The organism is Polaribacter sp. YIW18 (assembly GCF_057219325.1).
Genome location: NZ_JBXVVE010000002.1, coordinates 313,692 through 337,280 on the forward strand (window position 1 = coordinate 313,692; position 23,589 = coordinate 337,280).

The window sequence follows — 23,589 nt, forward strand, 5'->3', positions numbered from 1 at the left end:
CTTAAAGCTCAAAGCAAAATCATGATAAAAAACGATTTATTTTTAAGAGCATTAAGAGGTGAAACTGTAGAAAGACCACCAGTTTGGATGATGCGTCAAGCAGGAAGGTATTTGCCAGAGTTTCAAGAAATCAAAAAAAAATACGATTTCTTTACACGTTGTCAAACGCCAGAACTAGCCTCAGAAATTACAGTGCAGCCTATCCGTAGATATGGTATGGATGCTGCCATTTTGTTTTCAGATATTTTGGTCATTCCACAAGCCATGAATATTCATGTGGAAATGAAACCTAATTTTGGCCCCTATTTACCAAATCCAATCAGAAATCAAAAAGATTTAGATGCTGTAATTGTACCAGACATTCAAGACACTTTAGGGTATGTAATGGATGCCATTAAAGCCACTAAAGAAAAGTTGAACGATGAAATTCCGTTAATTGGTTTTGCAGGTTCACCTTGGACAATTTTATGTTACTGTGTACAAGGTCAAGGTTCTAAAAACTTCGATAAAGCCAAAGAATTATGTTTTACAAACCCTGTTGTGGCTCATAGTTTATTGCAAAAAATAACAGACACAACCATTGCCTATTTAAAAGCAAAAGTAGCTGCAGGTGTAAATGCTGTGCAAGTATTTGATTCTTGGGGAGGAATGTTATCTCCAGTAGATTATCAAGAATTTTCTTGGCAATATATTCAGCAAATAATAGATGCTTTAAAAGATGAAATTCCTGTAATTGCTTTTGGGAAAGGTTGTTGGTTTGCGTTAAATGAAATGTCTAAATCAGGAGCAGCTGCTTTAGGTGTAGATTGGACCTGTTCTGCAAGAAATGCGCGTTATTTATCAGGAGGAAATATTACCTTACAAGGTAATTTCGATCCAACAAGGTTGTTTTCTCCACCATCAGAAATTAAGAAAATGGTTACCCAAATGATTAACGAATTTGGCAAGGATAAATACATTGTAAACTTGGGTCATGGAATTTTACCAAACATTCCTTTAGACCACGCAAAAGCATTTATAGACGCTGTTAAAGAATATAAAGCAAATTAAAAAAAGCATTATTTGGGCGTTACTTTATCCTGAAAGCATTCAGGACCAAGTCGCGCTTTCCATTATATCTTTTTGCAGAAAAAGCAAAAAGGATGTCATTTCAATCGCTAACGCACCTATTTAAAAGCAAAAGTTATGAAAGATACATTTTTCGCCTACATAGAAAATCTTCAAGATACCATTACTTCTAAATTAGAAGCAATTGATGGAAAATCATTATTTCAAGAAGATAATTGGCAAAGAGCAGAAGGTGGTGGAGGTAGAACTCGCGTCATAGAAAACGGAAATGTTTTTGAAAAAGGTGGGGTAAATATTTCTAAAGTTTTTGGAGAGTTACCAGAAGCCCTAAGAAAGCAATTTGGTGTAAAAGAAGGTAATTTTTTTGCTTGTGGTTTAAGTCTGGTATTGCATCCAAAAAATCCTTTTGTACCTACTGTACACGCAAATTGGCGTTATTTTGAAATGTATGATAACGCTAGAAACATTGTTACCCAATGGTTTGGTGGGGGTCAAGATTTAACACCCTATTATTTGTTTGAAGAGGATGCAACTCATTTTCATCAAGTTTGTAAATCAGCTTGCGACAAACATCATCCTGAGTTTTATCCAAAGTTTAAAAAAACCTGTGATGAGTATTTTTGGAACACACACAGAAATGAAGCACGTGGAATTGGAGGTTTGTTTTTCGATTATTTAAAAGAAACCGAAGAATTTTCAATTAAAGATAGATACAATTTTGTTACTGAGATAGGTAATAGTTTTTTAGAAAGTTATGTGCCAATCGTTAAAAAAAGAAAAGAACTTGATTATGAACAGCAACATAGAGATTGGCAAGAAGTTAGAAGAGGTCGTTATGTAGAATTCAATTTAGTGCACGACAGAGGTACTCTTTTTGGTTTAAAAACAAATGGTAGAATAGAAAGTATTTTAATGAGTTTACCACCAATTGTGCAGTGGAAATACAATCATCAACCCAAAGAAAATTCTGAAGAAGCAAGGTTATTAAAAGTTTTAGAAGAACCTAAAAATTGGGTTTAGTTTTCATTTTTAAAATAATTTTGATTAAAATGATGTTACTGTTTTTATAACCATTCCACTTATTTCTCCTCTAGACAATGTATAGCTTCAAAAAGGTTTTAAATAGTAAGAGTGGTTCTCTTATTTAGTTTTTAATAAACTTTAATAATATTTTATTTTAGGAAAATTAAAATAGAAAAATATTCTTTTTTTTATATCACATTTATTTAGATAAAACAAAACATTGTTAAATGCGCAATATTTAAGTATTAAATAATTTTATTTTTATGTATTTATTAATAATTAGTGGTAATTAATATTAATAATACAAATTACTGTAATTAATGATTTTAATTTTAGTAATTTTTTTAAGAAAAAATCACCTCTTTTTTTAGTACTTTTGCAACTTATAAAATTTGATTAAATGGCAAGATTTGAATTAAAGTTACCAAAAATGGGAGAAAGTGTTGCAGAAGCAACCATCACCTCTTGGTTAAAAGATGTTGGAGATTCCGTTGAATTAGATGAAGCTGTTGTAGAAATTGCCACAGATAAAGTAGATTCTGAGGTACCTTCTGAAGTAGAAGGAACTTTGGTAGAAATTCTGTTTCAAAAAGATGATGTTGTTGCTGTTGGAGATACAATTGCTATTATAGAAACAGAAGGAGAAAATGATGTTGAAGAACAAACTGCTACGAAAAATGAAAAAACAGTTGCTACAGAAGAAGTTAAAGAAGTAGAAAAAACTATAGAAAAAGCATCAGAAATTATTGCAACACCTCTTGCTAAAAATTCAGATTCAGGTAAATTTTACTCACCATTAGTTAGAAACATTGCTCAAACAGAAGGTGTTTCTATGGAAGAACTAGAAACCCTTGTTGGTTCTGGTAAAGATGGGAGAGTTACAAAAGATGATATCCTATCTTATTTAGAAAATAGGGGTGATATTTCAAATGAAGTTGAAGAACTTAATCCATCAGTTGTCCCGAAACATATTGAAAAATCAGTTTCGAAATCAGTACCTGTTTCTGTAAATGGTGAAGATGAGGTGATTGAAATGACAAGAATGGGCAAGTTAATTGCCAAACATATGGTAGATTCGGTTCACACATCAGCACATGTGCAATCTTTTATAGAAGTAGATGTTACAAATATTGTGAAATGGCGTAATAAAGTTAAAAACGAATTCTTGCAAAGAGAAGGAGAAAAGTTAACGTTTACTCCTATTTTAATGCAAGCTGTAGCAAGCACCATTAAAAAATATCCGTTAATTAATATTGCTGTTGATGGTGATACCATCGTTAAAAAGAAAAATATTAATTTAGGGATGGCTGCAGCCTTACCAGATGGTAATTTAATTGTGCCCGTTATTAAAAATGCAGATCAGTTAAATTTAGTGGGTATGACATCTGCTGTAAACGACTTAGCAAATAGAGCAAGAAATAATGCTTTGAAACCAGATGAAATACAAGGAGGAACCTACACTGTAACTAATGTAGGTGGTTTTGGCTCTGTAATGGGTACACCAATTATAAATCAGCCGCAAGTTGCTATTTTAGCTTTAGGTGCTATTAGAAAAGTACCTGCTGTGATAGAAACTCCAGAAGGAGATTTTATTGGAATCAGACAAAAAATGTTTGTTTCACATTCTTACGACCATAGAGTTGTAAATGGAGCTTTGGGGGGTATGTTTATTAAAACATTAAAAGAAATATTAGAATCTTGGGATGTAAATCAAGATTTTTAAAAATACATAAATCATATAATCCAAAAAGCTCACTATTTGTGAGCTTTTTACTTTTAGCTAGCTTAAATTTTTATATTACTGATATTTAGTTTATTAAACTATGATTTAGTGAAGTTAAATTTTAACAAAAAGTAAAGTATGAAAGTTTTTAGAGAGTTACTATGTTTGGGTTTTCAACTATTTTTATTTCTTTTATCTGAACTTACAATTTTTAAAATAGTAAATTAGCATATTATAAATTAAAATTAAAATATATGAAAAAATTGTTATTATTATTTGTTGTTGCAACTTCATTAAGTGCATTTTGTCAAGATTCTGTTTTATTAAGAGCCAACTACAATGAAGGAGATGAGTTTGTGATAGATCTAGAGCAGTCACAAAATATGGGAGCTGCTGGTGGTATGGATATGAAAATAAAAATGAATATGTCCATTATTAAAAAAGAAGGAGATAGTTTTACAGCAGCTTCTAAAATATCTACTATTAAAATGAATATGTTGCAAGGTGGTATGATAATGGATTTTGATTCTACTAAAAAAGAAGAAGATTTAGATGAAACAGGTAAAATGTTTAAACAACAGTTTGACCCTATGCTAAAAGCATTGATTACGACCAAAATGACTAATAGGGGTGAAGCTACAGATATAAAAGTAGAGCCAATGGCGCCAGGAATGGAAGAATTTGTAAAACAATCTAGTAGCATTAAATATCCTGAAGAAAAAGTGTCTGTGGGTAGTTCTTGGTCTACAGAGCAAAATCAACAAGGAATGAAAATTGTAACAAAGTATACAGTTTCTAAAATTATTGAAGGTAAGGTTTACTTAGATGTAACAGGAGATGTTAGTGGTATGGGTGCTGGAAAAGTTACAGGTGCTATTGTTATTGATGCAACTACTGGAGTGCAAGATACTGCAAATACAGAGGTAAAAGTGTCTGCAAATGGCGCAGAGGTTATCATAACTGCTAAAGTAAAAACAACTAAAATATAAGTTTTAAAACTTGAAATATAAAAAATGCCTTGAGAATTAATTTCTCAAGGCATTTTTAGTTTATACTAAATTTACAGGAAACTATGCTAACATTGTAACAGGGTTTTCTATAAATGTTTTTAATGTTTGTAAAAACTGCGCCCCAACAGCACCATCAACCGTTCTATGATCACAGGTTAAAGTTAAGTTCATAGTATTACCTACTACGATTTGTCCGTTTTTAACTACAGGTTTTTGTACAATAGCCCCAACAGATAAAATGGCAGAGTTTGGTTGGTTTATAATTGATGTAAAATTATCGATACCAAACATGCCTAAATTAGAAACTGTAAAAGTACTGCCTTGCATTTCTGCAGGAGTAATTTTTTTATGTCTAGCTTTACCAGCTAAATCTCTAACAGTAGCACCAATTTGGGTTAAACTCATTTGGTTGGTGTGTTTAATTACAGGTACTAATAAACCTTCGTCTACAGCAACAGCAACACCAACGTGTATATGAGAATGATAAACAGTATTATTATCGGTCCAAGAAGTGTTTACTTGTGGGTGTTTTTGTAATGCCATAGCACATGCTTTAACCACCATATCATTAAAAGATACTTTGGTATCTGGTATAGCATTTATGGTTTTTCTAGAGGCAATTGCTGCATCCATATCTACCTCTATATTTAAACTAAAGTCTGGTGCAGTAAATTTAGAATTACCTAAAGACTTAGCAATTGCTTTACGCATTTGCGAATTTTTAACTTCTTCAGATTTTTCTTCTCCAGTTACCGAAAAAGAAGGTGCAGCAGCAGAAGATGCTGGTGTAGGTGTTTCTACAGAAACAGTAGCAGAAGGTGTGTAGTTTTCTACATCCTTTTTAATAATTCTACCATTTTCTCCAGAACCACTAACATCTGTTAAGTTAATTCCTTTGTCTGAGGCAATTTTTTTTGCTAATGGCGATGCAAAAATTCTACCACCAGAATTATTTGTACTTGTATTTGCAGAAGAAGATTTTTGTTCTTCTTTCTTGTCTTGTTTGTTTTCTTTTTTGTCTTCTTTTGGAGCAGCTTTTTTGTCTGATAAAGATTTCTTTTCTGTAGGAACTCCATTTTCAATAATGCTAGAAACATCGGTTCCTTCTGGTCCAATAATAGCTAATAAACTATCTACAGGAGCAGTTTCTCCTTCTTGTACACCAATGTGTAGTAGGTTTCCCTCATAAAAAGACTCAAACTCCATAGTAGCTTTGTCGGTTTCTATTTCTGCTAAAATATCACCTTCTTCTACTGAGTCGCCTTGTTTTTTTAACCAAGTGGCTACAGTACCATCTGTCATCGTATCACTTAAACGTGGCATTGTAATTACTTGAACACCTTCTGGTATACTAGCTTCTTCGTTAGAATCTTCATCGTTAGAAGATTCTTCAGAAGAACTTTCTGTTTTATTAGATGTTTCTTCTTTTTCTAGAGATACATCATTTGCATTATTATTTAAAAGTGTAGAAATATCTTCACCTTCTTCACCAATTATTGCTAATAATTTATCAACAGGAGAGGTTTCACCTTCTTGCACACCAATGTGTAGCAAAACACCTTCATGGAAAGATTCAAATTCCATAGTAGCTTTATCGGTTTCAATTTCTGCTAAAATATCACCTTCTTCAATTTTATCTCCAACACTTTTTAACCATTTTGCCACAACACCTTCTTCCATGGTGTCACTTAAACGCGGCATATTTACAACTGTAGCCATATTTTAACTTATAAAAGGATAATCTTCTTGTTCGTATACCATATCATATAATTGCTGAGTTTCTGGGAAAGGAGAATCTTCTGCAAATTGCTCACATTCTTTAACTCTCGCTTTTACTTCTTTGTCAATTGCAGCAATATCATCTTCAGTAGCGTAATTTTTATCTAAAATAACATCTTTAACTTGCGTTATTGGATCTATTTTTTTGTATTCTTCTACTTCATTTTTTGTTCTATAATGCTGTGCATCAGACATAGAGTGTCCTCTATATCTATATGTTTTCATTTCTAAAAATGTTGGGCCATCTCCACGTCTTGCTCTTTGTAAAGCTTCGTCTATAGCTTCTGCAACCTTAATAGGATTCATAGCATCTACAGGGCCACAAGGCATTTCGTAACCTAAACCAAGTTTCCAAACATCATCATGGTTTGCTGTTCTTTCTACAGAAGTACCCATTGCATATCCATTGTTTTCACAAATAAAAATGACTGGTAATTTCCATAACATTGCCATGTTAAATGCTTCGTGTAAAGATCCTTGTCTTGCAGCACCATCACCAAAACAAGTTAAGGTAACACCATCACTTCCTTTGTATTTATCAGCAAATGCAATACCTGCTCCTAAAGGTATTTGACCACCAACAATTCCATGACCACCATAAAAACCAAATTCTTTAGAAAAAATGTGCATAGAACCACCCATTCCTTTAGAAGTTCCTGTTACTTTTCCATACAATTCTGCCATCACCTTTTTTGGGTCTTCTCCCATACCAATGGGTTGTACATGGTTTCTATAAGCGGTAATCATTTTGTCTTTAGACAAGTCCATAGCATGCAAAGCGCCTGCTAAAATTGCTTCTTGCCCATTGTAAAGGTGTAAAAAACCTCTTACTTTTTGTTGAATGTAAACAGATGCTAATTTGTCTTCAAATTTTCTCCAAAAAAGCATTTCTCTGTACCAATCTAAATAGGTTTGTTTGGTGATTTTTTTCATTCTTAAAAATTGTTGTTCGTTTATCGTTTTAAAAACTGGAATACAAAAATAACTGTTTTACATAGAATAAAAAAACATCATTTTTTTATTTAACTCAATCGTTTTCGTAGCGTTGCTATTTCTCTGTTATTCTTCTTTGGCAATTACCAAAGTTGCTTTGGCATCTGTGGCTAAATTCCATTCATTGGATGATAGTAGCATGCCAGCATCATTATAAACTTTAAAAGCGGCTGTATTGGGGCCAGAAGTACCTTGATTTAATGCCACAAAAGAAATTTTATTGATACCTTTATTTAAGTGTATTTTAAAACTTTGATAATTTTGTTTTAATAAAATATTGGTAATTACAGGTATGTTATTAACCATAATGGTTACTCTATCTCCATCTGGATATTGAAAATCTCTACAAATAATGTTTACACTATTTGAAGTAGTTCTAAAGCTACCTAAATCTTGGTCTATTTTAGGATAAATGTATTGTCCGTTTATTTTTTTAAATGCTTTTAAAAAACGGGCTTCGTTTATTTTTTTTTGAGTTAAAATACCTTTGTTATTTAATGCGTCTTTTTTTTGTTTTTCTTTTAACTTTTCTTGCTCTTTATCATATGCTTTTTTAAAACCTTCGTTACCATTTAATTCTATAGATTTTGGTTTTTCTACAGCTTTGGTGTTTTTTAAAACAATAGCTTTTACCTTTCCTTTTTCGTTATTGCCATTACTTTTATCTAACTGCGCAAAAAAAGGTGAGCTACATAAAATGCATATAAGAAGTATAATGTTATTTTTTTTAAATATCATTGTGTTATTTATAACAATTTAGAGCAAATATAATGCCGATTTATATTGTTGGTGTTTAAGAATTGTTAAAACTATTTATTTTATAGGAAAGTTAAAGTATATATTAGGAAAAGGTTCATTTTTAAGTGTAAAATGCCACCATTCATTTGCATAGGGTTTAAAATTATTTGATAACATAATATTTCTTAAAAGCATTCTGTTTTCGCGTTGTTTTTTTGTGATATTATTAGAAAAGGGATGCGATTTTTGACCAAAAAAATCATAAAGACTTCCCATGTCTAATTCTTTTCCTGTTTTTAAATTAATAATTGTTAAGTCTACTGTACTTCCTCTAGAATGACCAGATTTAGAGGCAATATACCCTTGTTTAAATAATTCAGATTTCGGGACGGTGGGATAGTATTTAGCTTTTTTTAAAGTGTCTTGTAAAACTTTAGCCCATTTTACAAAATGATTTACGGCCTTTTGTGGTCTGTATGCATCAAAAATTTTTAAACCTAACTCTTTTTTTGATAAAATATGTTGAATTTTTTTTAAAGCCTTTGCTGTTTCAATAGTTACAATAACACGATTGTCTTCATAACCATCTATCGGTTTTCCTATGAAATTATTATTAGAAAAATAACGTAATTCACTTTTTATGCTTGAATCAATTGTTTTTAAATACACAAATTCTTTAGGTAAGTTTTGGGCAGAAAAGGACAAACTAAAGAATAAAATAATTAGAAAGTTGTATTTCATAGGCTAATTACTTTTAATTTTTTTTTGATAAAGAGATGCCAAAAGTTAAATATAATGGACAAAAACTAATAAAAACAAAAATACCTACTAATACTAATAGATTAATAACCAAAGTACTAGAAGTTGCATTTGTATAAAGCACAAAACCTAAAACAAATGCGATACTAATTCTTACATTTTTGTCTACTGAACCCATTTTTTTTATGATAGCGATGTTTTAAATCTTTATAAAGTTATTAATTATTTATTTGCAATACAATATTTAAAGGGAGTTTCTAATTTTAGAATGATTTTAAATTGAAAACATCAAAAATTATTACTTAATTTTGGGATATGGAACAACTAACATTAACAACGCCAGCTTTATTATTTTCTGCAATTTCTTTAATAATGTTAGCATATACCAATCGATTTTTGGCATATGCTTCTGTAATTAGAAACTTACATGATATTTATTTAGAAAAAAAAGATAAATCTTTATTAAGACAAATTAAAAACTTAAAACTGCGTTTAAATCTAACAAGATGGATGCAGATTTTTGGAATATCAAGCTTGCTTTTTTGTGTATTAACGATGTTTTTAATTTACATTAATTTCTTTTTAATAGCTGCCTATATTTTTGGTTTTGCGTTGGTATTATTAATTATATCCCTTGCTTTATTAATTAAAGAAATACAAATTTCGGCTAAAGCTTTGCAACATCATATTGCAGATATAGAAGAACATCTAGAAAAAAAGTAATAATTATTTTCTGTCTAAAAAATCTTGATAAGCATCTTGTGTAATAGCTTTACCCAAAGAATCTAACCTGTTAGCTTCATCACCATATTTTAAAATAGGCTTGTTGCTTACATAATCAAATAAGTAAAAACCCTTTTTAGTAAGTGTGCCAAAACCTTTATTAAAAATGTAATGCGCGTATTGTTTTTCTGAAGAGTTAAACAAATTTTTACCAAATTTAAAATCGGAATTATCTGCTTTTAATAAATCTAATAAGGTGTAAGCAAAATCTACTTGACTCGTCATATTGTCAATTTCGATTCCTTTTTTCTGCAAAGCACCACCTAACCAAAGCATAGGGATTTGAAACTTTTCTGGCGAAAAATATTCTCCTGTATGTTTGGGAGAGCTATGCCCATGATCTGACATGATTACAATTAAAGTGTTTTTATACCAGTCTTGTTTTTTTGCAAAATTGATAAAATTACCAATAACTTTGTCAGTATATGCATGCGAGCTCCTAAAAAGATTGTCTTCAGAATCTTTGCCAAATTTATAGGTGCTATTTAATTCGTAAGGCTCATGACTTGTAGAGGTTAAAGCTACTGTAAAAAAAGGCTGAGTTTGTTTAGTGGTTAAATCGTTGGCAAAACGTTTCATAAAAACATCATCAAAGGCGCCCCATTTAGAGTTCCAATCTTTTTTATCAAACTCACTACCATCTACAATTTTAGAAACTTCAGCATTTCTTAAATAGGTATTCATATTACCAAAATTGGTATCTCCACCATAATAAAAAGAAGTTTTATAACCTAAATTATTCATTTTTTTTGGCAACATTGGTAAACTTCTTGTTTTATTTGGCATTCGCATAATTCTTTTTACAGGAGGTGGATAATAACCACTTAAAATAGCAGGTAAACCTTTGTCTGTCCTGTCTCCATTTCCATAAAAATTTGTAAATAAAACCCCTTCTTTAGAGAGTCTGTTTAAGTTTTCTGTAACATTTGGCTCCCCACCTAATGAACCTACTACTTTGGCTGTTAAACTTTCCCAAATAATTAAAATAACATTGGGTTTTGTAGTGTTTAAAATAAAATCTGTGGTTGGTTGTAATAGTTGATTTTTTCTTTTTTTTATGATGTTTTTAGCTACATGTTTATCATAAAATTTATAAATATTTTTTCCGTTTGTTTTATGTGTAATAGTGTTAGCAAAATTCCATATAAAATTATTAGCAGCATGATTTGCAAACATTTTATTAGAAAAATACACATTACTTTGGTTTACGGGTATGGTTTGTAAGCCACCTCTAATTGGTAGTATTAATGATGCTGTTAGAATTAAAAGTAAAGGTGCTTGTGACCAATTACTGGTTTTTATTTTTAGGTGTTTTGAGTGTAGTAATTTTTTAAAAACGATAATAAACACATAGGTTGATGCAATCCAAAATAAGCTGCCAGCAATCATTTGAAAAGTAGATGCAGAAGCCAACATAACTTCTGGAGTATTTATATAGGCTAACAAAGAAGTATCTAAACGAACACCCCAAGCTTGGTACAAACTAGCGTCTATAATTAAAAATAAATTTAAAACAATAAGTATTGTTATGGTGTACCATAAGATTGTTTTATAGATTTTTTTAGCGTTGCTAAAAACGGTAACTATAGTTGCTAAAAACGGAATAACACTTAAATAGGCTGCAAAAGACGCATCTAATTGCAAACCATATAAAAAGGTTTTTAAAGTGTTTGTTAACCCTAGTTCTTTTGTTTTTTCAAAGTAAAAAGAAAGAAAAAATAATCTTGCAAAGGCAAAATAACCCATCCAAAATAAAAAATAACTAAGGTTAAATACGAGTCTGTTTTTAAAATGTCTCATAAAATTTTATTCGGTAACTTTTAAACGTGCTTTTGCGGTTACAGAAACATCAGAATAATCTTTATTTAAATATTTTAAATACCCAGAAATTGCAATCATAGCAGCATTGTCTGTTGTGTATTCAAATTTTGGTATGTAGGTAGTCCAACCCAAATGTTTTTCAGCTAGTTGTAATCTTTTTCTTATTTCTGAATTTGCAGAAACTCCACCAGCAATGGCAATGTGTTTTATATTGGTTTTTTTTACAGCATTTTTTAGTTTATCCATTAAAATTTCTACAATTGTAAATTGGATAGATGCACAAATATCATTTAAGTTTTCTTTTATAAAATTAGGGTTTATGCGCTGTTGTTTTTGAATGAAATATAGAATACCAGTTTTTAAACCACTAAAACTAAAATCTAAATCGCCCACTTTTGGTTTGGTAAAAGGGTATGCCTTTGGGTTTCCTAATTGAGCATATTTATCTATTAAAGGACCTCCAGGATAAGGCAACCCTAAGATTTTGGCAGATTTATCAAAAGCTTCTCCAACTGCATCATCTATTGTTTCTCCTAAAACTTCCATTTCAAAATAATTGGTCACTTTTACAATTTGAGTATGGCCACCACTTATGGTTAAACAAATAAAAGGAAAAGGAGGCATTTTGTTGTCATCACTTTTAATAAAATGCGCTAAAATGTGCGCTTGCATGTGGTTAACGTCTAGTAAAGGAATGTTTAAACCTAATGCCAAAGATTTTGCAAATGAAGTACCTACTAACAAAGAACCCATTAAGCCTGGGCCTTTTGTAAAAGCAATAGCAGCTAATTGTTCTTTGCCAATATTTGCTTGGGCTAACGCTTGTTGTACCACTGGTACAATATTTTGTTGATGCGCTCTAGAAGCTAATTCAGGAACCACACCACCATATTTTGCATGCACTTCTTGGTTTGCAACAACATTACTTAATATTTGTGCGTTACAAATTACAGATGCACTAGTGTCATCGCAAGAAGATTCTATGCCTAAAATGTAAATGGGTGTTTCCATACTGCAAATTTGCACAAAATTAAGTATATTTTATAGTCATTTTCTTTTTTTACCAATAGAAATTTAATTCTTTATTAAATTTGCACGTTATTTGTATTATTTGGCAATATTTTTGTTTATTTAATTCAGTATTGCATCACCTTAAAAATAAATTATCATCAAAAAAGTAGGAAAAAAAATAGTAAAATGGTTTGGGTATTTTGTGCTCTTTTTACTATTTCTAAGTATTTTACTTTCTACTTCTTACGTGCAAACTAAGTTAGGTAATTACGTTACCCAAAACATCAACAAAACTTATAACACCAATCTAAAAATTGGAAAAGTAAACTTGTCTTTTTTGGGAAGTATACAGTTAAAAGAGGTTGAAATTAGAGATCATCATAAAGATACTTTAATTTTTGTAAAAAAAATAAGTACTTCTATTTTAAGTGCTAGAAAAGCTGTAAATAGTCAATTGCTATTTGACAACATTACCATAGAAAATGCCTATTATTACATGAAAACCTATAAAGGTGAAACTACAGATAATATGGGTATTTTTATTGATAGTTTTAAGAGTGATAAACCTAAAGATTCGCTTGCACCTCCATTTATTTTAAAAGCAAGCAATATTTACGTGGAAAATTTAAACTTTAGAATTACCGATCTAAATAAAGACAGAGAGCTTAGATTTTCTGCTTCTAATACTGGTGGTAATTTGCAAAATTTAATTGTAAATGGAGCCGATTTTTCTTCAAATATTAGAGGTCTATATTTTAAAACAAATCAAGGTTTAAAGGTTAGTAATCTAACCACCAATTATAGCTATACTAAAACTGCAATGAACTTTAAAAATACAGTTTTAGAAACCAAAGACTCCAAAGTGATAGGAGATATTGTTTTTAATTATAAAAGAGAAGATTTAGCCAACTTTACAGACAAAGTAAAAATTACGGGAAACTTTGATAAAAGTAAATTAAAAGTACAAGATTTAAAAAAGTTTTACAACGAGTTAAGTGGTGAAGATATTATTAGTTTTTCTGGAAAAATAAAAGGTCTACTTAATGATTTTACACTTAAAAATTTAATATTATCTACCCAAAAAGGAATAAAAGTAAATGGAGATTTAGCATTTAAAAATGCCGTAAACACAGAAAGAGGTTTTACCTTTAAAGGACAATTAAACAACTTAACAGCAACCTACAATGAATTAAAAAATATTTTACCCAATGTTCTAGGAAAAACTTTACCATCAGAATTTAGAAAGTTAGGGCAGTTTATAATTAAAGGAAATATATCGATAACTCCAGATAAAATGATGGCAGGCATTCGTGTAAACTCTCAAATAGGTGGTGCTGTTTCAGATCTAGAAATTGATAATATAGACGAAATTGATACAGCTTCTTATAAAGGAGATCTAGAATTGATAAATTTTGATATGGGTAAATTTTTTGAAAATTCTATTTTTGGTAAAATTTCTTTAAAAGGAGATGTAGATGGAAGTGGGTTTACATTAAACAATATTAATACCAGTTTTGTAGGTAAAATTTCTGAACTTAATTTTAATGACTATACCTACAAAAATTTAGTAGCAAATGGCGAGTATCAAAACAATAAATTTGATGGAGATTTAACCATAGATGATGAAAATTTTAAAATGAACTTTAAAGGTTTGGCAGATTTATCTTCTAAAACCCATAAATTCGATTTTACTTCTAACATTACATATTTAAACTTAAAAGAAACCAATTTATTTACAAGAGACAGCATATCTGTTGTTAAAGGTACTATTGCTCTAGATATAGAAGGTAATACTTTAGATGATATTGTTGGAAAATCCATTTTTAAAAATGTACTTTACACAAATCAGCAACAAGAATACATTTTTAAAAAGTTCCAAGTTACATCATCTATAAAAAATAGTATAAAAACCATAGAGGTTGCCTCTAAAGACATTGCAAATGGTTTTATTTCTGGTAAATTTTCTTTTGCAGAACTACCTAATGTTGCACAAAATGCATTGGGTAGTATTTATACAAACTACCAGCCTTATGAAGTTGAAAAAAATCAGTTTTTAGATTTCAATTTCACCATTTACAATCAAATTGTAGCCGTCTTTTTTCCTGATATTTCTATAGATGATCAAACAAAAATTAAAGGGAAAATAAATTCTGATAAAGATTTATTTCGAGCAAACATTTCATCACCAAGAATAAATGCATATGGTAATGAGGTAAAAGATTTTTCTTTAATTACTGACAATAAAAATCCTTTATACAATACTTTTTTATCTGCAAATGAATTAAATACAGATTATTATAAAGTTTCTAAATTAAGGTTGTTAAACTTAACTAGAAATGATACACTTTTTTTTAAATCAGAATTTATTGGAGGAAAAAAGAAAAATGAAGACTTTAATTTAGACTTTTTCTACACGTTTAATGAAGAAGGAAAATCTGTATTAGGTTTCGAAAAATCCTCTTTTATTTTTAAAGGAAATACCTGGAATATTAACCCAGATCAGAAAAATACAGATAGAATTATATTTGATCTAAAAACCAATGAATTTAATTTTAGCCAGTTTAAACTAGTTTCAGAAGAACAAAAAATCGAATTTACCGGAAGTTTAAGAGGCGATGATGAAAAAATACTTTTAGCCGATTTTACCAAAGTAGAATTAGAAAGCTTTCTACCAGTTATAGATAGCCTATCCTTAAAAGGACAACTATCTGGTCATTTAGATTTTGTTCAAAAAGAAGGTAGCTATTTACCAGAAGCCTCTTTAAAAGTAAAAGATTTTGAAGTTAACGATTTTAAACAAGGAGATTTGTTTGTAAATGTGATTGGAGAAAATTCTTACAAGAAATACAAAGTAAATTTAGCCATAGAAAATAAAAACGTTAAAAGTATTGCGGCAAATGGTAATTTAGATTTTTCTGAAGAAAGGCCTTTAATAGACCTCGATGTTTTTTTAGAAGAATTTAAACTTGATGCTTTTAGTCCTTTAGGTCAAGATGTGTTGTCTTCTTTAAGGGGTTCTGCATCTGGTGCGTTTTCTTTAAGAGGGTTTTTAAGTAATCCAGATATGGATGGTACCCTAACTTTAGAAAATGCAGGTTTAAAATTTCCATATTTAAATGTAGATTATGATTTTCAAGGCCCATCTGTTATTACATTAGCACAACAATCTTTTATTTTAGAAAATTTTAATCTATTAGATACAAAAAACAACACTAGAGGTATTTTAAAAGGAAGTATTTCTCACTTAAACTTTAAACAATGGTTTTTACAATTAAAAATAGAAAGCGATAATTTACTGGTTTTAGATACAGATAATACAGAAGAAGCTTTGTATTATGGTTCTACTTTTATTGATGGTTCTGCAGATATTTATGGCTTAACAGATAGGTTAACCATAGATATCAACGCCAAAACAATGGCAGGTACCGTTTTTGTTGTCCCTTTAAAAGACGTTGAAACAGTAGATAGTTTTGGTTTAATTCATTTTAAATCTGATGAGGTAATTGTAGAAGAAAGGCAAAATGAAGTTGCTTTAGAGGCTCTTAAAGGTTTGTCATTAAATATTAACCTAGAGATAACTAAAGATGCTGTTGCTCAAGTGGTTATAGATGAGGTTTATGGAAGTCAACTTTCTGGTAGAGGTTCTGGTAATTTACAAATAGAAATAAATACTAGAGGTAAATTTAATATGTTTGGAGACTATGTTGTAGATAGTGGAGTGTACGATTTTAAATATGGAGGAATTGTAAACAAACCTTTTGTGATACAAAAAGGAGGTACAGTATCTTGGAACGGAAACCCTGCAGACGCCAATTTAGATGTGACTGCTGTGTATAAAGCAAAAGCAAACCCAGGTGTTTTACTAGAAAACTTTAATTCAAACAGAAATATTGAGGTAGATTTAGTAGCAAGAATTACAGGAGGTTTATTTACCTCTAAACAAGAATTAGACATACAATTAACCAATGTAGATCCAACTATTGCAAACGAGCTTGAGTTTATTTTAAATGATAATAACGTAAACGAAAAAACAACACAGTTTATCTCTTTATTGGCATTCGGTAACTTTGTAAATCCAGATAGAGTAAATTTTGATGCCAATGCCACGATTACAAGTACCGCTTCTAGTGCCATTGCAACAGCCTTTTCTAGTTTGTTAAACAGTCCAGATAGCAAATTTCAGCTAGGTGTAGATTATCAACAAGGACAAAGAGATAATGATTTAGACAGATTAAATATAGATAACCAAGTAGATTTATCTGTAAGCACACAAGTAAGTGATCGAGTCATTATAAACGGAAAAGTAGGAGTGCCTATTGGTACACAAACTCAGTCTAGTGTTATTGGAGAGGTAAAAGTAGAGGTGCTTTTAAATAAAGAAGGTAATTTTAGAAGTGTAATTTTTAATAGGCAAAATGAAATTCAATACACAATTGAAGATCAAGGTTATACACAGGGTGTTGGACTTTCTTACCAAGTAAACTTTAACACACTCTCTGGTTTATTGCAAAAAATTGGCTTAAAAAAGAAACTCAAACAGAACGCAAAAAAAGAGGTTTTTAAAAACTCTACAAATACAATTGAAAACAATATTAAAAATTTTGAAGGAAATTAAGATCTAAATGAATTTTTAATTAAAAGCGATAATTACCAGGCTTTTAAATTACATTTAGGCATATTTTTAAACTGTTTTTAAAAAATTTAAAAATGATACATAAAACAGATAAAAATAAAGGAATATATAATTAAAAAAAACCTATAAAAATAAGGACGAAAACGCTAAAACGATTTCGTAATTTTATTATTTCAAGTGTTTAAAAAACAGTAATTTTACCAAAGATAAATATGAAAAAAATTAAAAAAATAGCAGTCATGACTTCTGGGGGAGACTCTCCAGGAATGAATGCAGCAATTAGGTCTGTAGTAAGGGCTTGTGCCTACTATAGAGTAAGTTGTGTAGGTATTTATAGAGGCTATGAAGGCCTTATAGAAGGAGATTTTATAGAACTTACAGCAAGAAGTGTTAATAATATTATTAACAAAGGTGGTACAATCTTAAAGTCTGCACGTTCTACAGAATTTAGAACAAAAGAAGGAAGAGCTAAGGCTTTTGAGAAATTGAAAGAAGAGGAAATAGAAGCCTTAGTTGTAATTGGAGGTGATGGTTCTTTTACTGGAGCTGTTGTTTTTAACGAAGAATACAACTTCCCAGTTATAGGAATTCCAGGAACTATCGATAACGATATTTTTGGAACATCACACACGCTTGGTTATGATACAGCACTAAATACAGCTGTAGAAGCAATCGATAAAATTAGAGATACCGCATCATCACATAACAGATTATTTTTTGTAGAAGTTATGGGTAGAGACGCTGGGTTTATCGCTTTAAATGCTGGCGTTGGGGCAGGTGCAGAAGAAATTTTAATACCCGAAGAAGACCTTGGTTTAGACCGAATGTTAGAATCTCTTAAAAAAAGTAGAAGAACAGGTAAATCTTCTAGTATTGTTGTAGTTGCAGAAGGAGATAAGTCTGGTAGAAATGTGTACGAGCTTGCACAATACGTAGAAGAAAACTTACCAGAATATGATGTTAGAGTATCTGTTTTAGGACACATGCAAAGAGGTGGTGCTCCATCTTGTTTTGACCGAGTTTTAGCAAGTAGATTGGGTGTAAAATCTGTAGAACTATTATTAGATGGCAAAACCAATTTAATGGTAGGTTTAAAAGATAACGAAGTAATAAGTACAAGCATTGCAGATGCAATAAAAGGTGGGCACGTAATCGATCAAGAACTTTTAAGAGTTTCTGATATTATGACCACGTAGAATATTAATTATATAAAGATTAAAAAATGATAAAAGTAGGAATTAACGGATTTGGAAGAATAGGAAGATTAGCATTCAGATCATCAGTATTAAGAGACAACGTGCAAGTTGTTGCAATTAACGATTTATTAGATGTAGACTATTTAGCTTACATGTTAAAATACGATTCAGTTCATGGAGCTTTTCAAGGAACTGTAGACGTAAAAGACGGTAAATTAGTTGTAAACGGAAACGAAATTAGAATTACTGCAGAAAGAGATCCAGCAAACTTAAAGTGGGATGAAGTAGGAGCAGAATATGTAATTGAATCTACAGGATTTTTCTTAACAGAAGAAACTGCAGGAAAGCATTTAGAAGCAGGAGCTAAAAAAGTAGTTTTATCTGCACCTTCTAAAGATCATACACCAATGTTTGTAATGGGTGTAAATAACAAAGAATTAAAAGCAGACCAAAAGATTTTTTCTAACGCATCTTGTACAACTAACTGTTTAGCACCAATAACTAAAGTTTTAAACGATAACTTTGGTATTGTAGAAGGTTTAATGACAACTGTACACGCTGCAACTGCAACTCAAAAAACAGTAGATGGCCCATCTATGAAAGACTGGAGAGGCGGGCGTTCTGCCATTGGTAACGTAATTCCTTCTTCTACAGGAGCTGCAAAAGCGGTAGGTAAAGTAATTCCTGCAATGAATGGTAAATTAACGGGTATGGCTTTTAGAATTCCAACTATGGATGTTTCTGTGGTAGATTTAACTGTAAAGTTAGAAAAAGCGGCTTCTTATGAAGATATTTGTGCAGCTATGAAAGCAGCTTCAGAAAGTGCAGCTATGAAAGGTGTTTTAGGATATACAGAAGATTTGGTAGTTTCTCAAGACTTTGTTGGAGATACTAGAACTTCTATTTTTGATGCCAAAGCAGGTATTGCCTTAAATGATAACTTTGTAAAAGTTGTTTCTTGGTATGATAATGAAATGGGATATTCTACAAAAATTGTAGATTTAATAGAATATGCTGCTACTTTGTAGAAAGTATATTTTATAGAAAACAAAAAAACCTGATAGATTTTTCTATCAGGTTTTTTTGTTTTATATGTTTTACCATCCAATTTTAGGCAACATTTACATTAAACCAATACCCAACTAAAGCTGTAAGTCCCATAGCAATTGTGCCCCAAAATGTAATTCTAAGTACTGCTTTTATAATGCTTGAGCCACCGGTTTTGGCAGCTAAAGCACCTAATAGAATTAGAAAAAATATAGCAAAACCATAAAGAGAATATTCCATACTTTTTAAAGGGTGAAATAAAGTAACTAAAAAAGGAAGTAAACCACCAACAGTAAATGCTGCTCCAGAAGCAAATGCAGCTTGTATAGGTCTAGCTTGACTTATTTCATTAATACCTAATTCATCTCTAATATGTGCGGCAAGTGCATCATGTTCGGTTAATTCTTTTGCAACAGTTAAGGCAGTTTCTTTTTTTAGACCTCTTTCCTCATAAATTTTTGCTAGCATTCGTAATTCTAACTCAGGCATTTCTTTTAGCTCTTGCTTTTCGCGTTCAATATCGGCATTTTCTATGTCAGTTTGAGAACTTACAGAAACATATTCTCCTGCAGCCATAGATAAAGCTCCAGCCACTAGTCCTGCTAAAGTTGCTAAAATAATAGGTTCTCTAACATCACTTGCTGCAGCAACACCAATAGCAATACTTGCAGTTGATAAAATTCCGTCGTTTGCTCCAAGAACAGCGGCTCTTAACCAATTACTTTTGTGTATGTAATGATTTTTTACATAGCTGTCTATATTGTCTATTTTTTCTGCCATTTATTCTGATGTTTCAATGATATACTACAAAAGCTTATTTTACAGCAATCATACTAATTTCTACATTTACAAACTTAGGTAAATTAGCAACCTCTAAAGTTTCTCTTGCGGGTGCTGTTTCGTTATCAAAATACTCTCCATAAATTCTATTGATTTCAGTAAAATTATTCATATCAGAAATAAAAATAGAAGATTTAATAACGTTTTCAAAAGTCATTTTAGCAGCTCCTAATACAGCTTTTAAGTTTTCCATTACCTGCTTTGTTTCCATACAGATATCGCCTGTAACTAATTTTCCAGATATTGGGTTTAGGGCAATTTGACCAGAAGTATATAAGGTATTTCCTGTTAAAACAGCTTGATTGTAAGGGCCTATTGGAGCAGGTGCATTTTTTGTAGTGATAATAGTTTTCATGTTTTTTGGTTTTTTTGATAACTATAAAATTAAAATTTTTAGGTTATTTTTTAAACAAAAAAGATAATTTTAAAAAGTTTTGTTTTCCAATTTCCAACTTCCAATTAGAACAGTCTTCTATCTGGAGGTTTGTTTTTATCCCATTTTAAATCTGATAATACAGATGATTTTACACCAATAAAAAATGTGTAAGAAGAATTGGTTCCAAAAGGTACCCAATTAAAATTAAAATTCCAACTATCTAAGTCTCTAGAAAAATTAAATCTAGAAAAAGTAAAAGCACCATTTTTAAAATCGTAACCAGAAGAATAACCTAAACTCCATTTAGGAGAAAGTTCTAAATTACCACTAAACATAATACTATGTACACCAATTTGGCCACCATCTAAACCGTTATTTGTATAGTTGGTAGAGTAGGCTAAATTAATAGACCAAGGCACTTCTGCTTGATATAATTTTGCAGTTTTGTCTTTATTTTTATCATTGTCTGGCGCTGCACTTTTGTTTGTATTTCCAAATTCATCTCTATTATTGGGGTTTATGGTAGCTCCAATAACATCAGAAGTGTTGTTTGGGTCTCTATTATTTTCTTTTTTTCCTCCTTTTTTATCCTTTTTAAAATCGGTACTAGAAATTGAGTAGTTTGCAGTTAGACTTGCGTTGGTTAATCTTAATATGTTAGAGTTAAATTCATTAATTCTAGCAGTTCCACCAGAGGCTGTTCTAATTACTTTGTATGGGTCTAAAGAACCACTTAAGTTAATCGCTAACTTGTCTTTAAATAAACGAGTTCCAGCAGAAAAACTAACGGGAGACCAACGTAAACTATCTGCGGCAATATTATAAGAGGTGTTAAAGTTTAAATTATTTAAAAGTGTAATTTTTTCATCTTCTTCATCATCACTTTCTGGATCTTTGGGGGCTACTTTTGCCTCTAGAACGTTGTTTAAACTTATACCAATAGAATTGCTTAAACCAGAAGAAGGAGCTCCAAAAAGACCTCTATCAAAGGCAGTATATTCTTCAAAATCATTAGGTTCATTACTAGCTCTAACTTGCTGTATATATTTATCTTTAAAATCGGGCCTGTAAGAATAAGAAATAGAGGGTCTAAAGGTATGTCTTATCCCTTTTAATCTTCCTTTTTTAAAGTTGAAAGTACCGTAAATATTCGTAGATAAACTAACTCCAGTATTGTATTCTCTGTAACTTTTAAAACCCCTTAAAGTATCTGTTACAACTACATTTTCTCCAGCATCATAATTCTTCTGAATATAATCAAACTGCCAAACTTCTTCGTAGCTCGCGTTTGGTGATACTGTAAAATATTTAAATGCCTTAAAGTTGGTGCTTGTGCTAGTTTTATGTTGCATGCCTGCTCTAGCAGTTTCAAACATTTTAGCAGTTAAAAACTCATCATCTGTTGTGTTAATTAAGTATTTACCATCTAAAATATAGTTAAACCCCATTTTTTGTATGGCGTTTTTCTTTACTCCATCTTTTCCTGCAAAAGGAAAAACACGATTCATATTTAATGTTAAAGAAGGCAAGGTCATTGTAATTTCTTCTGTGTTGGTGTTTTGTTGATGTGTTGCAGTAACATTCATATTAAATGGAGTGCCAACAAAAGTTTTACTATAATTTATAGAAGAGTTAAATGTATTGGTTTGTGTTTGAGCAACATTAAACTGATTTTGAGATTGCCTAAAAAACTTGCTACTTCCTAAGTTTACAGAAGCTGTAAATCTAGAATTTGGGCTTGCTTTCTGGTCTTGGTTGTGTGACCATCTTATGTTAAAATTATTGTTTTTACTAAAATCATCAAAACCTCTAATACCGTTTATATTATTTTCGAAACTAAAATTAAATCTACCATTAAATCGATATCTTTTGTTATAACTAGAATTGGCTCGTAAGCCCCAACTACCGTTAGAATAAGCATCACCAGTAACAGCTAAATCTATATAATCACTTATAGCAAAATAATAGCCACCATTCTGTATACCAATACCTCTGGCACTACTACCCGTATCAAAAGCAGGAATTAAAAAACCAGAAATACTAGTTTCTGTTATGGGAAAATATGCAAAAGGTAAAAATAAAGGTGTTGGTATGTCTGCAATATATAGCTGACTTCCACCTACAATAATTTTTTTACCAGGTACTATTTTTGCTTTATTTGTTCCAATATAATAATCTGGGTTCTTTTTTTCTGAAGTTGTAAATTTAATTTTTCTGATATATAAGGTAGAGTCGTTTACTCGTTTAGTTTTTTCACCATAAGTAAACATTTCACCTTGTTTTGTTTTTAAACCATAAATTATGGTTTTTTTACTTTTAAAATTGTAGATGATAGAATCTTGTTCAGATTCTTCATTACCTTGTTTAAAAACAGGTCTTTGTACATAGCCTGTACTGTCTATAATTCCTTTAGCAAATAAGGTGTTTTTCTTATAATCTATTTTTATAATTCCCGCCTTTAAATCGATATTAGTATAAGTAATATTGGCTTCGTTATAAAGTGTTACAGTTTTATTTTTAGCATCTTGCACCGTGTAATCTGTTGCAATATGTGTAATAAGATCTTCTATACTTTCTTTAGGTTTTATAGTATCTAAACCTATAGTGTCTCTTTTTTTAATAATTACAGAATCTTGTCTGGCTAAAAGTTTTTCTTTAGTTGTACTAATTGTATCTTTTGTAACTATCGGGATTATTGTTTTTTTAGTAGATTTAATGTCTTGACAATAAACCATCTTGGTAAAAAACAAGCAGCAAAATAAAAGTAGGTATGATAGGTTTGTTTGCAA

18 protein-coding genes are annotated in these 23,589 nt (G+C 30.6%); 8 read left to right on the top strand and 10 right to left on the bottom strand.

What is annotated here, in order from left to right:
* Nucleotides 1-21 precede the first annotated feature (21 nt).
* From hemE to AC2D6T_RS03675, 4 genes are all read left to right on the top strand, one after another.
* The gene (hemE, locus tag AC2D6T_RS03660; RefSeq protein WP_298948743.1) at nucleotides 22-1,050 is read left to right on the top strand and encodes a uroporphyrinogen decarboxylase; all 1,029 of its coding nucleotides are present in this window, start codon (nucleotides 22-24) and stop codon (nucleotides 1,048-1,050) included.
* 135 nt (nucleotides 1,051-1,185) lie between these two features.
* Nucleotides 1,186-2,088, top strand: coding sequence for an oxygen-dependent coproporphyrinogen oxidase (gene hemF / locus AC2D6T_RS03665; protein ID WP_484680487.1), 903 nt, complete (start codon nucleotides 1,186-1,188; stop codon nucleotides 2,086-2,088).
* A 403-nt stretch (nucleotides 2,089-2,491) separates the two neighbouring features.
* Nucleotides 2,492-3,814 carry a dihydrolipoamide acetyltransferase family protein gene (locus AC2D6T_RS03670; protein WP_484680488.1) on the top strand — a complete coding sequence of 441 codons (1,323 nt, stop codon included), beginning with the start codon at nucleotides 2,492-2,494 and terminating at the stop codon, nucleotides 3,812-3,814.
* Between the two features lie 254 nt (nucleotides 3,815-4,068).
* Complete coding sequence (locus tag AC2D6T_RS03675; RefSeq protein WP_484680489.1) at nucleotides 4,069-4,803, top strand: DUF6263 family protein; 735 nt, start codon at nucleotides 4,069-4,071, stop codon at nucleotides 4,801-4,803.
* Between the two features lie 81 nt (nucleotides 4,804-4,884).
* Here the strand turns inward: AC2D6T_RS03675 and AC2D6T_RS03680 are convergent, their stop codons facing one another.
* The 5 genes from AC2D6T_RS03680 to AC2D6T_RS03700 all read right to left on the bottom strand — a co-directional run bounded on the left by AC2D6T_RS03680 (nucleotide 4,885) and on the right by AC2D6T_RS03700 (nucleotide 9,271).
* The gene (locus AC2D6T_RS03680; protein WP_484680490.1) at nucleotides 4,885-6,543 is read right to left on the bottom strand and encodes a pyruvate dehydrogenase complex dihydrolipoamide acetyltransferase; all 1,659 of its coding nucleotides are present in this window, start codon (nucleotides 6,541-6,543) and stop codon (nucleotides 4,885-4,887) included.
* A 3-nt stretch (nucleotides 6,544-6,546) separates the two neighbouring features.
* Nucleotides 6,547-7,536 (bottom strand): pyruvate dehydrogenase (acetyl-transferring) E1 component subunit alpha, encoded by a 990-nt coding sequence (gene pdhA, locus AC2D6T_RS03685; RefSeq protein ID WP_484680491.1) that lies wholly within the window; start codon nucleotides 7,534-7,536, stop codon nucleotides 6,547-6,549.
* Between the two features lie 126 nt (nucleotides 7,537-7,662).
* Nucleotides 7,663-8,334, bottom strand: coding sequence for a hypothetical protein (locus AC2D6T_RS03690; protein WP_438988945.1), 672 nt, complete (start codon nucleotides 8,332-8,334; stop codon nucleotides 7,663-7,665).
* A gap of 75 nt (nucleotides 8,335-8,409) precedes the next feature.
* The gene (locus AC2D6T_RS03695; protein ID WP_484680492.1) at nucleotides 8,410-9,075 is read right to left on the bottom strand and encodes a M15 family metallopeptidase; all 666 of its coding nucleotides are present in this window, start codon (nucleotides 9,073-9,075) and stop codon (nucleotides 8,410-8,412) included.
* Nucleotides 9,076-9,088: 13 nt separating this feature from the next.
* A complete protein-coding gene (locus AC2D6T_RS03700) occupies nucleotides 9,089-9,271 on the bottom strand; it encodes a YgaP family membrane protein (protein WP_484680493.1) in 183 nt (60 codons plus the stop codon).
* Nucleotides 9,272-9,408: 137 nt separating this feature from the next.
* On the opposite strand from AC2D6T_RS03700, the gene AC2D6T_RS03705 reads away from it, so the two are divergent.
* Nucleotides 9,409-9,816, top strand: coding sequence for a DUF2721 domain-containing protein (locus tag AC2D6T_RS03705; protein WP_298948761.1), 408 nt, complete (start codon nucleotides 9,409-9,411; stop codon nucleotides 9,814-9,816).
* 3 nt (nucleotides 9,817-9,819) lie between these two features.
* Here AC2D6T_RS03705 and AC2D6T_RS03710 read toward each other — a convergent pair whose 3' ends face one another.
* Both AC2D6T_RS03710 and tsaD read right to left on the bottom strand, forming a co-directional pair.
* The gene (locus tag AC2D6T_RS03710) at nucleotides 9,820-11,676 is read right to left on the bottom strand and encodes an LTA synthase family protein (protein ID WP_484680494.1); all 1,857 of its coding nucleotides are present in this window, start codon (nucleotides 11,674-11,676) and stop codon (nucleotides 9,820-9,822) included.
* A gap of 6 nt (nucleotides 11,677-11,682) precedes the next feature.
* Nucleotides 11,683-12,708, bottom strand: coding sequence for a tRNA (adenosine(37)-N6)-threonylcarbamoyltransferase complex transferase subunit TsaD (gene tsaD / locus AC2D6T_RS03715; RefSeq protein ID WP_347186979.1), 1,026 nt, complete (start codon nucleotides 12,706-12,708; stop codon nucleotides 11,683-11,685).
* Between the two features lie 202 nt (nucleotides 12,709-12,910).
* On the opposite strand from tsaD, the gene AC2D6T_RS03720 reads away from it, so the two are divergent.
* From AC2D6T_RS03720 to gap, 3 genes are all read left to right on the top strand, one after another.
* The gene (locus tag AC2D6T_RS03720; protein WP_484680495.1) at nucleotides 12,911-17,323 is read left to right on the top strand and encodes a translocation/assembly module TamB domain-containing protein; all 4,413 of its coding nucleotides are present in this window, start codon (nucleotides 12,911-12,913) and stop codon (nucleotides 17,321-17,323) included.
* Nucleotides 17,324-17,553: 230 nt separating this feature from the next.
* Nucleotides 17,554-18,537, top strand: coding sequence for a 6-phosphofructokinase (gene pfkA / locus AC2D6T_RS03725; RefSeq protein ID WP_484680496.1), 984 nt, complete (start codon nucleotides 17,554-17,556; stop codon nucleotides 18,535-18,537).
* 26 nt (nucleotides 18,538-18,563) lie between these two features.
* On the top strand, nucleotides 18,564-19,565 hold the full coding sequence (gene gap / locus AC2D6T_RS03730) for a type I glyceraldehyde-3-phosphate dehydrogenase (RefSeq protein WP_298948771.1): 1,002 nt from the start codon (nucleotides 18,564-18,566) through the stop codon (nucleotides 19,563-19,565).
* An 82-nt stretch (nucleotides 19,566-19,647) separates the two neighbouring features.
* Here the strand turns inward: gap and AC2D6T_RS03735 are convergent, their stop codons facing one another.
* From AC2D6T_RS03735 to AC2D6T_RS03745, 3 genes are all read right to left on the bottom strand, one after another.
* A complete protein-coding gene (locus AC2D6T_RS03735; RefSeq protein WP_298948773.1) occupies nucleotides 19,648-20,364 on the bottom strand; it encodes a VIT1/CCC1 transporter family protein in 717 nt (238 codons plus the stop codon).
* Between the two features lie 34 nt (nucleotides 20,365-20,398).
* Nucleotides 20,399-20,779 carry a Rid family detoxifying hydrolase gene (locus AC2D6T_RS03740; RefSeq protein WP_298948775.1) on the bottom strand — a complete coding sequence of 127 codons (381 nt, stop codon included), beginning with the start codon at nucleotides 20,777-20,779 and terminating at the stop codon, nucleotides 20,399-20,401.
* A 104-nt stretch (nucleotides 20,780-20,883) separates the two neighbouring features.
* Entirely contained in the window at nucleotides 20,884-23,535 is a 2,652-nt protein-coding gene (locus AC2D6T_RS03745) for a putative LPS assembly protein LptD (RefSeq protein ID WP_484680497.1), read from the bottom strand.
* Nucleotides 23,536-23,589: the final 54 nt, after the last annotated feature.

Bases quoted from the DNA above. Each gene is read 5' to 3' on its own strand.
- AC2D6T_RS03710 (WP_484680494.1), bottom strand. From the start codon at position 11,676: ATGAGACATTTTAAAAACAGACTCGTATTTAACCTTAGTTATTTTTTA.
- hemF (WP_484680487.1), top strand. From the start codon at position 1,186: ATGAAAGATACATTTTTCGCCTACATAGAAAATCTTCAAGATACCATT.
- AC2D6T_RS03670 (WP_484680488.1), top strand. From the start codon at position 2,492: ATGGCAAGATTTGAATTAAAGTTACCAAAAATGGGAGAAAGTGTTGCA.
- gap (WP_298948771.1), top strand. From the start codon at position 18,564: ATGATAAAAGTAGGAATTAACGGATTTGGAAGAATAGGAAGATTAGCA.
- pdhA (WP_484680491.1), bottom strand. From the start codon at position 7,536: ATGAAAAAAATCACCAAACAAACCTATTTAGATTGGTACAGAGAAATG.
- AC2D6T_RS03745 (WP_484680497.1), bottom strand. From the start codon at position 23,535: ATGGTTTATTGTCAAGACATTAAATCTACTAAAAAAACAATAATCCCG.
- AC2D6T_RS03695 (WP_484680492.1), bottom strand. From the start codon at position 9,075: ATGAAATACAACTTTCTAATTATTTTATTCTTTAGTTTGTCCTTTTCT.
- AC2D6T_RS03735 (WP_298948773.1), bottom strand. From the start codon at position 20,364: ATGGCAGAAAAAATAGACAATATAGACAGCTATGTAAAAAATCATTAC.
- AC2D6T_RS03675 (WP_484680489.1), top strand. From the start codon at position 4,069: ATGAAAAAATTGTTATTATTATTTGTTGTTGCAACTTCATTAAGTGCA.
- pfkA (WP_484680496.1), top strand. From the start codon at position 17,554: ATGAAAAAAATTAAAAAAATAGCAGTCATGACTTCTGGGGGAGACTCT.
- tsaD (WP_347186979.1), bottom strand. From the start codon at position 12,708: ATGGAAACACCCATTTACATTTTAGGCATAGAATCTTCTTGCGATGAC.
- AC2D6T_RS03680 (WP_484680490.1), bottom strand. From the start codon at position 6,543: ATGGCTACAGTTGTAAATATGCCGCGTTTAAGTGACACCATGGAAGAA.
- AC2D6T_RS03690 (WP_438988945.1), bottom strand. From the start codon at position 8,334: ATGATATTTAAAAAAAATAACATTATACTTCTTATATGCATTTTATGT.
- AC2D6T_RS03740 (WP_298948775.1), bottom strand. From the start codon at position 20,779: ATGAAAACTATTATCACTACAAAAAATGCACCTGCTCCAATAGGCCCT.
- AC2D6T_RS03705 (WP_298948761.1), top strand. From the start codon at position 9,409: ATGGAACAACTAACATTAACAACGCCAGCTTTATTATTTTCTGCAATT.
- hemE (WP_298948743.1), top strand. From the start codon at position 22: ATGATAAAAAACGATTTATTTTTAAGAGCATTAAGAGGTGAAACTGTA.
- AC2D6T_RS03700 (WP_484680493.1), bottom strand. From the start codon at position 9,271: ATGGGTTCAGTAGACAAAAATGTAAGAATTAGTATCGCATTTGTTTTA.